The 13524-nt window shown below is 63.8% G+C and carries 14 protein-coding genes; 7 read left to right on the top strand and 7 right to left on the bottom strand.

Annotation, left to right across the window (positions count from 1 at the left end):
- Positions 1-8: 8 nt before the first annotated feature.
- Complete coding sequence (locus tag AC5I5I_RS09745; protein ID WP_495972327.1) at positions 9-455, bottom strand: PaaI family thioesterase; 447 nt, start codon at positions 453-455, stop codon at positions 9-11.
- Between the two features lie 122 nt (positions 456-577).
- On the opposite strand from AC5I5I_RS09745, the gene flhA reads away from it, so the two are divergent.
- Both flhA and AC5I5I_RS09755 read left to right on the top strand, forming a co-directional pair.
- Positions 578-2692 carry a flagellar biosynthesis protein FlhA gene (flhA, locus tag AC5I5I_RS09750; RefSeq protein WP_495972329.1) on the top strand — a complete coding sequence of 705 codons (2115 nt, stop codon included), beginning with the start codon at positions 578-580 and terminating at the stop codon, positions 2690-2692.
- A 238-nt stretch (positions 2693-2930) separates the two neighbouring features.
- Complete coding sequence (locus AC5I5I_RS09755) at positions 2931-3158, top strand: hypothetical protein (RefSeq protein WP_495972331.1); 228 nt, start codon at positions 2931-2933, stop codon at positions 3156-3158.
- A gap of 115 nt (positions 3159-3273) precedes the next feature.
- Here the strand turns inward: AC5I5I_RS09755 and AC5I5I_RS09760 are convergent, their stop codons facing one another.
- Both AC5I5I_RS09760 and AC5I5I_RS09765 read right to left on the bottom strand, forming a co-directional pair.
- On the bottom strand, positions 3274-3996 hold the full coding sequence (locus tag AC5I5I_RS09760; RefSeq protein WP_495972333.1) for an anti-sigma factor: 723 nt from the start codon (positions 3994-3996) through the stop codon (positions 3274-3276).
- A 13-nt stretch (positions 3997-4009) separates the two neighbouring features.
- Positions 4010-4555: a sigma-70 family RNA polymerase sigma factor gene (locus AC5I5I_RS09765; protein ID WP_495972335.1), complete on the bottom strand. Its 546-nt coding sequence runs from the start codon at positions 4553-4555 to the stop codon at positions 4010-4012.
- A 324-nt stretch (positions 4556-4879) separates the two neighbouring features.
- Between AC5I5I_RS09765 and rnk the strand changes: the two genes are divergently transcribed.
- Positions 4880-5281, top strand: a complete 402-nt coding sequence (gene rnk, locus AC5I5I_RS09770) for a nucleoside diphosphate kinase regulator (protein WP_495972337.1) — start codon at positions 4880-4882, stop codon at positions 5279-5281.
- A gap of 58 nt (positions 5282-5339) precedes the next feature.
- Here the strand turns inward: rnk and AC5I5I_RS09775 are convergent, their stop codons facing one another.
- Entirely contained in the window at positions 5340-6101 is a 762-nt protein-coding gene (locus AC5I5I_RS09775; protein ID WP_495972339.1) for a molybdate ABC transporter substrate-binding protein, read from the bottom strand.
- A gap of 156 nt (positions 6102-6257) precedes the next feature.
- Between AC5I5I_RS09775 and AC5I5I_RS09780 the strand changes: the two genes are divergently transcribed.
- A complete protein-coding gene (locus AC5I5I_RS09780; protein WP_495972341.1) occupies positions 6258-7229 on the top strand; it encodes a Bug family tripartite tricarboxylate transporter substrate binding protein in 972 nt (323 codons plus the stop codon).
- Between the two features lie 230 nt (positions 7230-7459).
- Positions 7460-8173: a hypothetical protein gene (locus tag AC5I5I_RS09785; RefSeq protein ID WP_495972343.1), complete on the top strand. Its 714-nt coding sequence runs from the start codon at positions 7460-7462 to the stop codon at positions 8171-8173.
- Between the two features lie 75 nt (positions 8174-8248).
- On the opposite strand, the gene fliJ is transcribed toward AC5I5I_RS09785, so the two are convergent.
- Both fliJ and fliI read right to left on the bottom strand, forming a co-directional pair.
- Positions 8249-8668, bottom strand: a complete 420-nt coding sequence (gene fliJ, locus AC5I5I_RS09790) for a flagellar export protein FliJ (protein WP_495972345.1) — start codon at positions 8666-8668, stop codon at positions 8249-8251.
- A gap of 84 nt (positions 8669-8752) precedes the next feature.
- Positions 8753-10078, bottom strand: a complete 1326-nt coding sequence (gene fliI, locus AC5I5I_RS09795) for a flagellar protein export ATPase FliI (protein ID WP_495972347.1) — start codon at positions 10076-10078, stop codon at positions 8753-8755.
- A 417-nt stretch (positions 10079-10495) separates the two neighbouring features.
- Between fliI and ctrA the strand changes: the two genes are divergently transcribed.
- On the top strand, positions 10496-11197 hold the full coding sequence (ctrA, locus tag AC5I5I_RS09800; RefSeq protein WP_495972349.1) for a response regulator transcription factor CtrA: 702 nt from the start codon (positions 10496-10498) through the stop codon (positions 11195-11197).
- Between the two features lie 128 nt (positions 11198-11325).
- Here the strand turns inward: ctrA and AC5I5I_RS09805 are convergent, their stop codons facing one another.
- On the bottom strand, positions 11326-12339 hold the full coding sequence (locus AC5I5I_RS09805; protein ID WP_495972351.1) for an AraC family transcriptional regulator: 1014 nt from the start codon (positions 12337-12339) through the stop codon (positions 11326-11328).
- Positions 12340-12654: 315 nt separating this feature from the next.
- Here AC5I5I_RS09805 and AC5I5I_RS09810 point away from each other — a divergent pair, with 315 nt between their 5' ends.
- Positions 12655-13497, top strand: coding sequence for a hypothetical protein (locus tag AC5I5I_RS09810; protein WP_495972353.1), 843 nt, complete (start codon positions 12655-12657; stop codon positions 13495-13497).
- The last annotated feature ends 27 nt before the right edge of the window (positions 13498-13524 follow it).

Consider the following 13524-nt stretch of genomic DNA (forward strand, 5'->3'; position numbering starts at 1 on the left):
CCGCCCGGTCACAACAGCGCGTAAGCGGTCGACACCATCGCCACCGGCTTGGTGTCGAAGGCCGGCGTCAGCATCACCTGTCCGAATGCCATGGTTCGACCCATGCGCACGATGCGGGCGTCGGCAAGCACGTCACCGTTCGAGGCCGGCTTCATGAAATGCGAGGTCTGGTCCACGGTTGTCATCTGCCGGTAGCGGCCCGAGGCAGAGGCGACCGCGAACACCATGGCCGTGTCGGCGAGCGACATCAGCGCCTGCCCGCAGATGATGCCGCCGTCGCGGCAGATGCGGTCGGAAAATTTCATCCGCAGGGTGGCACCTGCCCCGCCCTCGGCTCCCGGCGGGTGAATCGCCTCGACGCTCAGCTGCAGATCCTGAACCCAGGGTGCGAACACGTCGGCCAGCAACTGTTGCGCTGTGGCCACGTCGAATGTCTGATTCTCATTCTCACTCATTTTTGCCCCCGATTTGACGCGGACCTTAATCGTTCCCCGGTGCCACGGCACCCGCGTTAACGGTTCCCTAACCATAAACCGGGCAAATATTACCTAGACGTCCGGGAGTTCCATCCACCTAAATGTCCGACATTACAGCCACACCATCGCGCGGGCGATTTGTGTTGCCCGCCCTCGGGGACATTGCGGCCTTCGCCAAGCGCGGCGATCTGTTGCTCGCCGCCGGCGTGCTGACGATCCTGGTCGTCCTGATCCTGCCGCTGCCGCCTATCGTCCTCGACCTGTTCCTGGCGGTGTCGATCACGGTTTCGGTGCTGGTCCTGATGACGGCGCTGTTCATCCACAGCCCTCTGGAATTCTCTTCCTTCCCGACCGTGCTGCTGATCGCGACCATGCTCCGGCTCGCACTCAACCTCGCCTCAACCCGGCTGATCCTGGCCAATGGCCATGACGGCCCCGCCGCGGCCGGCCACGTGATCGAGGCATTCGGCAATTTCGTGATGGCCGGTAATTTCGTGATCGGCATCATCGTTTTCGCCATCCTGGTGATCGTCAATTTCGTGGTCATCACCAAAGGCTCGGGCCGCATCGCGGAAGTGGCCGCGCGCTTTCACCTCGACGCCATGCCCGGCAAGCAGATGGCGATCGACGCCGACCTCTCCGCCGGGCTGATCGACGAGAAGCAGGCGCGTCACCGTCGCAAGGAACTGGAAGACGAGAGCAGCTTCTTCGGCGCCATGGACGGCGCCTCGAAATTCGTGCGCGGCGACGCGATCGCCGGCCTGCTGATCGTTTTCATCAACGTGATCGGCGGCATCATCATCGGCGTCGCCCAGCAGAATATGGGCTTTCTGGATGCCGCCAAGGCCTACACCCTGCTCACCGTCGGCGACGGCCTGGTCACGCAAATTCCGGCGCTGATCGTCTCGACCGCGGCGGGCCTCCTGGTGTCGAAGTCCGGCGTCTCCGGCGCCGCCGACAAGGCGCTGGTGAAGCAGCTCTCCGGCTACCCGAAGGCGCTCGGCATGTCGGGCGGCGTCATGCTGATCATGGCGCTGCTCCCTGGCATCCCGATGCTGCCCTTTCTGGTGCTCGGCGGCGGAGCGAGCGCACTCGCGTGGCATCTCAACAAGCACCACAAGGCGCTGGCGGCAAAGGCCGAGAAACACGAGCAGGTCGCGGCTGCAGCCGCTCCGGCAGAGGAGCCGATTTCCAACTCGCTCAAGATCGACGACCTCAAGATCGAGCTCGGCTATGCGCTGCTGCCGCTGGTCAACGCGCAGGACGGCGGCGACCGGCTGACCGAACAGATCAAGGCGCTGCGCCGCGCGCTCGCGATCGAAATGGGCTTCGTGATGCCGGCCGTCCGCATTCTCGACAACGTGCAAAGCGACGCCAACACCTACGTCATCAAGATCAAGGAGGTGGAGGCCGGCTCCGGCAAGCTGTGGCCGGGACAATTCATGGTCATGGATCCCGGCGGCGGCCAGGTGAACCTGCCCGGCATTCACACCATCGAGCCGACCTTCGGCCTGCCCGCAACCTGGGTCGACGGGGCCTACAAGGAAGAGGCCGCGATGCAAGGTTACACCGTGGTCGACGGCGCGACCGTGCTGTCGACCCACCTCACCGAATTGCTGAAAGCCAATGTCGCCGATCTGCTGTCGTACGGCGAGGTCTCTAAACTCCTGAAGGAGTTGCCGAAGGAGCAGGCCGAACTGCTCAAGGACATCGTGCCGGCGCAAATCTCGATGTCCGGCATCCAGCGCGTGCTGCAGATGCTGCTGGCCGAGCGGATTTCGATCCGCGACCTCTCGACCATTCTGGAAGGCATCGCCGAGGCCGTGGCCTTCACCCGCAATCCGACGCAGATCGCCGAGCATGTACGCACCCGGCTGGCCCGGCAGATTTGTGCACAGCACACATCGCCGTCCGGCTACCTGCCGCTGATCGCGCTGTCGGCCAAATGGGAACAGGCTTTCGCCGATTCCGTTATCGGCCAAGGCGACGAGCGGACTCTCGCCATGCAGCCTTCAAAGCTGTCGGAGTTTATTACACTCGTTCGTGAACGCTTCGAGGAGGCGGCGCGCGAAGGGGAAGCCCCGGTTCTGGTCACGTCCTCGTCAATTCGACCGTTCGTGCGCGGCATTGTCGACCGTTTCCGCGCCCAGACCCCGGTTCTGTCGCAGTCGGAAATCCATCCGCGGGTGCGTCTGAAGACGGTTGGAAGCGTTTAAAACGCTGTTTCGCACGAAATTTGTGCGCAAGGCCGATTAACCACCGGCACGAAGTAACCAAGACCCACACGCAACAGTCACGTACTTTCACTTCCGGTCAACGAGATGTGAAGCCCCCTGCGGAACCCCAAAAGGGTTCCTACGTTTGGTTCGTGAGGTTCGGACAGCCGCAAGGTTGAACCGGGCGCCGCCGGAACCCGACAAACTGGGACCGCAGGTTAACAGGCAGGGACGTGTCATGAACAATTCCTCGCTGCGCAGTGCCGACAGCGCGACCCATCTGAAGGTGGTGATCGTTTCGCTCTTTGCCGCCATCATGGTGGTGGGCGTTGGTATCCTGGCGAAGCCGAATTTCTCGGACGGTACCAGCACGTTCGCTCAGCGCTTCGACGCATCCGGTCCGGTGATCCGCGCGGGCCGTGCGACGCCGACCATCGCCGCCGGCGAAGCCGGAACCATCCGCTAGTTTTTCTGACGTTGAATCTCCCTCCCCCCAGGGATCAACGTTGTGTGTTGCGCCCCCTCCCCCCAAGGGGGCGCAACTTTTTTATGGGTCCGCAAAGCGAAGACCTGAGTCCGGCTTACGGCACCGCCTCGATCAGCTTGCCCGCATAAACGATCGGCCCGGTCGCAACACCGGTCGGCGAACCGCCCGGCGGTTCGACCGTCACCGCATACGTCGCCTCGTTGATGATCTGCGGGTCGAATGCAGCCAGCTGCGAGCGGGTGAATTCATGATCGCCGATCAGGCCGAGCGAGCGCGGCTGCGGAAACTTGTCGTGCACCAGCCAGAGTTCGTAGGACCGGTCGGGCGGCACCGCGGCGCCGACGCGGCGCACCGTGAAATCCTTGGTCTTGAGATCGACGGTGAGCAGGAAGCCGGGCGACACCTTGTCGGCTTGCAACACGGCAACGTAGCGTCCTAGATCCGGGGCCGGCGGGGTGCCATCGCGGATGCCGATAAACAAAAGCAGCGAAGCAGCGAGCGCGCCTGCGACATAGGTGGCCGTGCGCCAGCGGTTCATTTTCCGCGTCAGATAAACAATCTCGGCACTGCCGGACGGTGTGCCGGCCAGCACCGCGGCGCCGCGCAAGCCGGCGATAATGTTATTCCAGACCGACGCCGGCGGCTCGACGCCTTCGACCGCCTCGGCAAGCACCGACAATCGCCGCTCCCAGTATTCCACCTGCGCGGCGAACCCGGTATCGGACAAAATCAATTGCTCGGCCTGCGCCCGTTCGGACGCATCGAGCGTTCCGAGCGCATATTCGGCAGCCAAGATTTCGCGGTCCTCGTCCATCATCGTCGCGGCCCTTTCATGATCCGAGACATTCTCGGATCTCGATCAGGCTCCGTCGCAGCCAGGTCTTGATCGTGTTGACAGGCTTTGCGAACTTCGCTGCCAGTTGCTCGCGGCTCAGTCCGTTGTAATAGGCCAGCAGCACCATCTGCTGGCGATCGCCATCGAGCGCGCCGACGCAGGCCATCAGCCGTTTCAGATCCTCGCTCAATTCACGCGCGGCGAGCGGATTGGGCAGATCGGCGGCGACGTCCATGGCCTCCGGCTCCTCTTCGATCGAAGCCTCGCTGCGCTTGCGAAGGAGGTCGATCGCCCGGTTGCGTGCGATCGTGACCATCCAGGTGATGGGAGACGCCTTCGACGGGTCGAACGACCCGGCGCTACCCCAGATCTTGAGGTAGGTCTCCTGAATCACCTCGTCGGCGAGATCGTGACGCCTCAAGATACGGAGGACCACACCGTAGAGTTTCGCACGCGTGGCGGCGTAAAGCTGCTCGAAAGCAGCCCGGTCCCCTTGGGCCGTGGCGGCCAGATATGCGGTGAGGTCGGCGGTCGTCGACATGAGGCAGTCCGGACAGTTTCGATATGCATAGCACGGCCGGTGAGCCGCGGCATGAGACACGGTGGCCGTTGACTTCGGGTTTCAAATTCCTACCTGATTTCCGTGATGATCGCGCACCAGACCCGTTTCATGCTCCGCGCCGGACGCCTGCACGCAGGCTCCTGACCCGGACGGCTGCGCTTGTCAGCCCTCCGGGCTGACGTTCTGCCGTTCCTGCCTCCGGGCCGACGGCTTCCCGACCCCAAAAATCGAAATTCTGGCCTGAGAACCGGTCGCTCGCGCCGTATCGGGCCTGCTCACCGCTGCAAGCGAAGGAGAACCACGATGAGCTATCCGCACCCCGAATTGCCGCCGATCGCCATGATTCGCGCGGACGCCGAAAGGCTGTCCCGAATCGCCGATTCGTCCGCCGGAGCGTTCGCCCAGACCGCCGAATTCCTGGCGCGCGAAGTCGACCGCGCCCGGGTGATCGAGGAATCCGAACGCCTCCCCGGCCTGGTGACGATGGGATCGCGGGTGACGTTCCGCGACGACGTCACCGACGCCGTTCGCACGCTGAGGCTGGTCTATCCCGGCGAGGCCGATGTCTCGCAGGGCACCATCTCCGTGCTGACGCCGATCGGCGCGGCGCTGATCGGCCTGTCCGTCGGCCAATCGATCGAATGGGACACCGTGAGCGGCGGCCGCCGCTCGCTGACGGTGCTTTCGGTGGAAGCGGTCAACTGACCGGACCGTGATGACGTGTCCCGCTCGCCTCCGCGCAAGGCGGCGAGCGGGACATTGATTACGGCGCCGGCCGCTCCATGCCCTTGTCTTTCAGCACGGCCGCGCCCGAAGGCCCGGCGAGCAGATCAAGGAAGGCCTTGGCGGCCGCAGCGTCACGCGCCGTCGCCGACACCGCGCCGGCATAGGTGGTGTAGTTCTGGATCTCTGCCGGTAGCGGGCCGACCAGCACCACCTCCTTCACCGGCACGATCTCGCTGATCTGGTGAATGCCGAGTTCGGCATCACCCGAGACGAGCAGATCGGCGACATAGCCACCGCGCTTGAGCTTCGCCTTGGCGCGGATCTGGTCGGCGATGCCCCACTTCTCGAACAGCTTGTCGAGATAGATCCCGCTCGAGCCACCGGACGCGGGATCGATATAGGCCACCGTCTTCGCCTGCATCAGCGCATTGCGAAACGCATCCACCGACGAAATGTCCGGCAGCGGCGCGCCCTTCGGCACCATGACGCCGATCGCGACCCGGGCGAGATTCGTTTTCGTCGCCGGCGCGACCTTGCCGGCGGTACCGAGCGCATCGATGACGCCCGGCGTGATCACCGCGAGGTCGAAGGTTTCGCCGCCCTCGATGCGCTTGCGCAGCGCGCCCGCGGTATCGTTGTCGACCACCAGCGTATGCCCCTGCTTCTCGAATTCGGGCTGCAGCGCCAGCACCACCTGCTTCATGGCGCCTGCGGTCAGCACCTTCACCTCCGCCGCAGCGGCAGGCGTGGCGAATATGGCGAGGGCCACGGCGACAAAACAACCAAGGCGCGGCGACATCGATATGCTCCAGGCATGTTTGAGATTGTCAAAGACAGCGAACACGGATCGCGGTTTGTTATTCCATCCTGAGACCGAATGCTTGTCTTTGCCCGGCACCGCCGCTCTAATCGACGGACAAGCCCGCCATAAACAAGGGCAATCCGGGAGGATGTTATGCCGCGAATGCTCAAATACTGGGCCGTCTGCATCGGCGCGTTGCTGCTGCTGTGGCCCCGCCAAGCACCCGCGCAGGATTATCCTTCAAAGCCGATCACCTTCCTCGTCGCATTCGCAGCCGGCGGCGTGGCGGACGGGATCGGCCGCCTGATCGCGCAGTCGCTTGGTGAAAATCTCAAGCAAACCGTCGTGGTGGAGAATCGCGGCGGCGCCGGCGGCAATCTGGCGGCGCGGCAGGTCGCGAACGCGGCGCCGGATGGCTACACCATCCTCGTAACCACCACCGCGCTCGCCATCAACGAGACGCTGCATCGGAACAAGGGCTTCGCCGCAAGTGACCTCGAGACGGTGGCGATCGTCGCTTCATCACCGGAAGCCTTTGCCGTCGGCAAGGCTAGCACCGCGACGTCGCTCGCGGACTTTCTCGCCGAAGCCAAAGGCAAGACCATCACTTTCGGGTCGGCCGGCGTCGGCTCCGGCTCGCATATCGCAGCCGAATATTTCTTCAAGGAAATCGCCAAGCTTCCCGCGACCCACGTGCCGTTCCAGGGCGGTGCACCCGCGATCAATGCGGCGGTCGGCAACCACATCGACCTGCTCTCCATCACGCTCGGCGGCGGCCTCGTCGCTCAGGTGCGCTCGGGAAATCTGAAAGGTCTCGGCGTGATGAGCGAGCAGCGCGTCGGCAGCATGACCGACGTCCCGACCTTCGCCGAAGCGGGCTTCGCCGGATTTACGGCCGCGTCATGGGTCGGCCTGTTCGTGCCGGCAAAGACGCCGGCCGATATCGTCGCGAAGCTCAACGGCGCGATCGACGCCATCGTCAAACAGCCCGGCTTCCAGCAGCGCCTTGCCGCACTCGGCTTTGACCCCGTCACCGGCAATCAGGCCGCCGCCGCCAAGCGCTTCAACGATGACGTCGGCGAATGGGGCAAGCGCGTCAACGCGCTGGGCATGAAGATCGAATAGCCGGGGCTTGGGGCTCGCTACACTTTTGCCACAGGCTGTTCGACGCAGCGCCACAAAGGCGAACGGGCGCCGCCATTAACCAGCCCTGTTCAGCAAAAACTCAAAATCCGCTCGACAACGCACTGGCCGATGTCATTTGAATCCATATCTGCGCGGTTGAATCTGTGCGGCATTGGCCGCGTAACGCCGCCCGGAACGGCTTTCGACAGGTCCAGCGTCCGAGTATCGCCATGAGATTGCTTGCAGGACTGACATTTCAGAATTGCCCGCGCGTAGTTGCCTACGCGCTGATCGCGGCTGTCGTTGCGGCCGGGGTGCTGGCGGCCGACGGAGCCTATCGCTGGTATCGCGACGCCGGGGTGCAGGTGGCCGAGCCGTCGGCGCCCGAACCAGCGGTTAGCGAGGCGCCGGTGCGCGCGGAAACAGCCGAGGCTCCGGAACCGGCGACCGCCGGAACCAGGCATGCCGACACGCCGCCTCACACCCAGGGAGCGGCCGCGGAGCCCGGCACTGTCGGCGTCGCACAACAACCCGAGCGTCAGCCTGAAAAGGCTCCGGCGAGAAACACGGCCGCTGGTTCGATTCCGATCCCGGCGCCCCGTCCGGCCACCGGCACGGCCACCGCCCGCGCGCCGCAAGAAGCCGCGACGCCGCAACGCGCCGAACCGAAATCCTCACCGCAGGCCAGGCCGCAGCAGGCACGCCGTTCCCCCACCAGGGAGGAGACTCGCGAACGCGCAGCACCGCGCCCGCCGGTCCAGGCGGCGACGAGGCCGCCGGCCCCGCCGGCAAACCCGAACGTCTATTATGAGCGCGACAGCCAGCTCGGCTACGCCCCTCAATTGAGGGCGCGGACCTGCAATCCGGCAACGGGCCAGATGCCGATGCAATGCTATTATCCGCGTGAGGGCCGCGAGCAGTTTCCAGCCAAGCCGCTCGACTGAGCCTGATCCGCATCGAAACGACAGCGGCCGGACCTAAAGGCCCGGCCGACCCAACCCCCGGAAGTGCAGGCTCGTTCAGGCGCGAACGGCGTTCTTGATCCGCATGACGCCGATGGAATCGAGCTCCATCTGCTCGCGCGCATTGTTGTCGGCGCGCTCGCGGGCCTGGTCGCGCTCATCGAGCAACTCGACCTTCTTCAATTCCTCGAAAGCCTCGCCGAGCGCGGCCTTGGCTTCGTCGAGCTGAACCCGCAGATCGTCGATCGAGCGCTTCAGATTTTCTTTGCGCTGGTTCGCAGCCTTCGCATAGGTCGGATAGGCAAAGTGCGACGGGTCCTGAATACCGGCACGGTCCTGCTCGGTCTTCACCTCGCGCTCGAGATCGACGCTCATGCGTTCGAACTCGGCAATCATGGTTTCGATCTGCATGGTCCGGCGGCGCTTTTCGTCCACCTGAAACTTCCGCAGCCTGATCAGCGTGTCACGCGACTTCATCGACACATACTCCCCGAAGCCCCAATTCCAATCGCCGCGCGAACACGCACGGACGGGATATGGCGGTATTGTGCCGCGCTATCGTTATTTTTCGGTTTCCAGATTCCCGAGAATGCCGGCAAGCCGCTGATATCCTTCATTCAGGCTAGTGGCCTCGTCCTTGGCCTGCCCCAGAAACGCCTCAAGCGGCTGGTGCAGGCGGATCGCCTCGTCCACCTCCGCGCTCGAACCGGGCCGGTAGGCGCCGAGCCGGATCAGTTCTTCCATGTCGGCATAGGTGGCCATCACCTGCTTGGCGCGGGTGATCACCGGCAGGAAGGCCGGGTCGGCCGCGCGCGGCATGGTCCGGGACACCGATTTCAGGATGTTGATGGCCGGGTAGCGGCCGCGCTCGGCGATGGCGCGCTGCATGACGATATGGCCGTCGAGAATGCCGCGGACCGCATCGGCGATCGGCTCGTTATGGTCGTCGCCGTCGACCAGAACCGTGAACAGCCCGGTCATGGTGCCCGCCTCTGTGCCCGGTCCGGCGCGCTCCAGGAGACGCGGCAATTCGGAGAACACGGTCGGGGTATAGCCCTTGGCGGTCGGTGGTTCACCGGCCGACAGGCCGATCTCGCGCTGCGCCATCGCAAAGCGTGTCACCGAATCCATCAGCACCAGGACGTCGCGGCCCTCGTCGCGGAAATATTCGCCAATCGACAGCGTCAGATAGGCGGCCTGGCGCCGCATCAAGGCGGGCTCGTCGGAGGTCGCGACCACAACCACGGACCGGGCCAGCCCCTCCTCGCCCAGATCCTCCTGCAGGAATTCCTGCACCTCGCGGCCGCGCTCACCGACCAGGCCAATGACCGACACGTCGGCCTCGACATTCTTGGCCAGCATCGACAGCAGGACCGACTTGCCGACGCCGGAGCCGGCGAAAATGCCCATGCGCTGTCCGCGACAGCAAGTGAGGAAGGTATTGAGTGCGCGCACACCGAGATCGAGCGGCGCCCCGACGCGTTGCCTGGCATGGGCGGGCGGCGGTGCGGCGCGGAACGGATAGGGCGACGCACCGGACGGCAGCGGCCCCTTGCCGTCGATGGGTTCGCCCATGGCATTGACCACGCGGCCGAGCCAGCCATCCGAGGGCCGCACCGCGGCCGGGGCCGACGAGACGATGGCCCGGCAGCCGCGTCGCACGCCGTCGAGCGCGCCGAACGGCATCAGCAGCGCATTATTGCCGGAGAAGCCAACCACCTCGCCGGCGATCGAACAGCCGGGCGCGGTCTCGATCGACACCTTGCAGCCAACCGACATGGCATGGATCGGGCCCGCGACTTCGACCATCAGCCCCCGCACGCCGACCACCCGGCCGTAAATCTCGACGCCGTCCAGTTCCGCGATCTGTTCGGCGAGCGCTTTCATCGGTGACCCGCAAAGCACAGCGAAGCAGGCGAATGGTCTTCACTCGCGCTTAAAGTTACCGCCAAAGCGGCCGTCTTAACTTTGTGTTTACCCGCGTCGTTAATCATTGCGACACCGTTCCTGTGACGGTGCGACGGACCGGCCGGAGACATCATGTCGAGGGCTGGTCCCGGGAGTCGGTTAGCGCCGGCTCTTGAGGTGGAACTTTAAACTCGCGTGGAGCCAAAAACTGTATCTCGGTAAGAATTTAGGCCGATTCGACAGCTCATGCCTAGATCGGCCTTGCGAACCGGAATCAGCTTTTGTTAACCATGTGAAGCTACTGTTCCCGAATCGTATTGTTGCAAGGCGTTTGAAAGGCCGCCGGCCCGGCGTGCCGACCTTTGGGGCCCCGCAGCGGCGAGAGAGGGGACTGGCATGCGCGTTTTGCTGATCGAGGACGATAGCGCCACGGCGCAATCGATCGAGTTGATGCTCAAATCCGAGAGCTTCAACGTCTACACCACCGACCTTGGTGAGGAAGGCGTCGACCTCGGCAAACTCTACGACTACGACATCATCCTACTGGACCTGAACCTGCCCGACATGTCGGGCTTCGAGGTCCTGCGCTCCCTTCGGGTTTCGAAGGTGAAGACGCCGATTCTGATCCTCTCCGGCCTGGCCGGCATCGAGGACAAGGTCCGCGGTCTCGGCTTTGGCGCCGACGACTACATGACCAAGCCCTTCCACAAGGACGAACTGGTCGCCCGCATCCACGCGATCGTGCGCCGGTCCAAGGGTCACGCCCAGTCGGTCATCAATACCGGCGACCTGGTGGTCAATCTCGACCAGAAGACCGTCGAGGTGCATGGCCAGCGCGTCCACCTGACCGGCAAGGAATATCAGATGCTGGAGCTGCTCTCGCTCCGCAAGGGCACCACCCTGACCAAGGAGATGTTCCTCAATCATCTCTACGGCGGCATGGACGAGCCCGAACTCAAGATCATCGACGTCTTCATCTGCAAGCTGCGCAAGAAGCTTGCGAATGCGTCGAGCGGCAAGAACTACATCGAGACGGTCTGGGGTCGCGGCTATGTGCTGCGCGAGCCGTCCGACGAAGAGGCCCGTATCCCGGCCTGACGATTGTCCCTGGGGATGTACGACGTGCGTTGAACTCTCCTCTGCAAGGTCACGAAACTCAAACCCCGCCGGAAACGGCGGGGTTTTTTCTTGGCAGGCGGCAGCGTCGTCCGCGGAGAGCGGCGGGCTCAATGCTCGACGGTGTCCTGCGTCAGTGGGTTCTCCACCAGACCGGCCACGACCGCATTACGATAAATGCGGGGACTGACTCCCTGCCAGCGCTTGAACGCTCGCGTGAAATGCGCCGGGTCGGAATATCCAAGCGAATAGGCGATCTCCAGAACGCTGTGATCGTCCCGCATCAGCAACCGCAACGCACGATCTCGCCTGTATTCGTCCACCAGTTCCTCGAAGGTAACTCCCCAGTCATTGAGCCGCCGCTGCAAGGTGCGCGCGCTGATGTTCAGCCGCCTTGCCACGCGCTCGCGGGTCGGATGCTCGTATGGCAGCATGCTGGCGATGAGGGCGATCGCATCATGCGTGGTGTCGAGAAACGGCGTCGGCTCGGGCGGATGGCGATCGAGCCGTGCGTCAAGGATGTCGCTGTCGAACACAACGCCATCGAAGTCGCAGTCATACGTTATGGACGCGCCGAGAAAATCGTACAGTCCGTCGAACACCGGTGAATACGGACGCGCGACCTTGACCGAAACCGCGCCGGGCTCTCCCGTCATCAGTCCGATCTTCCGGATCACCACCAGCGTCCCGAAGATGTGCTGGATGGGATCGAGCGATCCGCGGCCGAGATAATTGAAGTTGAAGTGAAGGCACTTCGGGTACTTCACCAACCGGAATTGCGTGCCCTTCTGTAGGGTATCGATGGTCTGCGACGCGAATTGAAGTCCAGCCAGCAGGTTCGGCGATTGCGCGATCGATTTGCCCCACCATCCGAGTTGCGGCAATTCATAGTGGTTTGCGATCTGCGGTCCGTAAAACCGGCTGCCGGTCGCACGCGCGACGCTGTCTTCCAACCTGAAACAGACATCGCGATCGAACCACGCTTCCGGATCACCGAGCTGCGACGGCGCGATGCCCGCATCCCGCAGGACAGGCGCCGCCCGGATCCCGCATTCGCTCAGGAATCGCGGGACATGGATCAGCGTCAGAGACCGGTGAGAGAAGTGGTAGGAAAACGCAGACATGCTGCAGCGCCAACAAACTGACGAATATGCAGGGAACTAAATCACCGGCAGAGCCTCAAAGCGAGCGGTGTTTGTGACGGGCCGGAAAATGTGATGACCGGAAATGGCAAGACATGTGCCCCGGCGATCATGGTAATCTTCACAACAGCGCAAGGTTGACCGAGGGCCCAAAGAGGCATCCGGCGGCGGCGGCTATTGGGGGCGTTTATGGGTCAGAACGATTTCTTGGGTCGGCGCTTTCGGCTGCGCGCCGCGATTGCCGCATCGCTCATTGGATGCGTCGTTTGCGCCGGCACTGCAGTTCATGCCGCCGACATGCTCGTCAAGGCACCTCCCCCCGCTCCTGTGCCGGTCTATAACCCCTGGCGCTTCGACCTGACGCCCTATGCCTGGATGCCGTCGCTGAACGGCAGCTCGACCATCAAGGGCCACGTGACCGACATCGACGCGACCTTTTTCGGCGACCTCATTCACCGCAAGATCCCGAAACAGCTGTTTGGCCTGATGACCGCATTCGAGGCCCGCAACGACCGCTTCGCGGTGATCGGCGACTTCACCTATCTGCTGCTCGGCGCCTCAAAGAGCGGTTCACGGTCGGTCTCGCTTGACCCGCGTCTGACGCTCGGGGTCGGCGCCAATTTCGAGACCACCATCAAGATGGTCATCACCGAACTCGCCGGCGCGTACGAGCTGGCGCGGTGGGGAACGCCGACTGGCTCCGCGACCGCAGTCGACATCTATGCCGGCGGCCGGTTGTGGTGGCAGCAGGCCGAGGCAAGCCTCGACGTGAATGCCAATCTCGCGTTGCTGCTGCCGCGCCGCACCTTCACCTTCGACGGCACCCGCGCCTACGTCAGGTCCGGCGACGTGACCTGGGTCGATCCCCTGGTCGGCCTCCGGCTGCGTCATCAATTCACGCCGGGGCATGAGCTGACCGTGAGCGGCGACGTCGGCGGCTTCGGTGTCGGCAGCGAGTTCTCGTGGCAGGCGATCGGCGCGTATCGCTTCGCGATCGCGAAAGCGTATGGCGCGGAATGGTCGGGCATGCTCGGATACCGGGCCCTCTATGCCGATTACAGCAAGGGCTCGGGCGACACGCTCTATCAGTTCGACATGCTGCAGCATGGACCGATCGCAGGCATCAGCGCGCGGTTCTGATTGCGAGGGCGAGGCGGCGTCCGGATG

Source organism: Pseudorhodoplanes sp. (genome assembly GCF_059499825.1).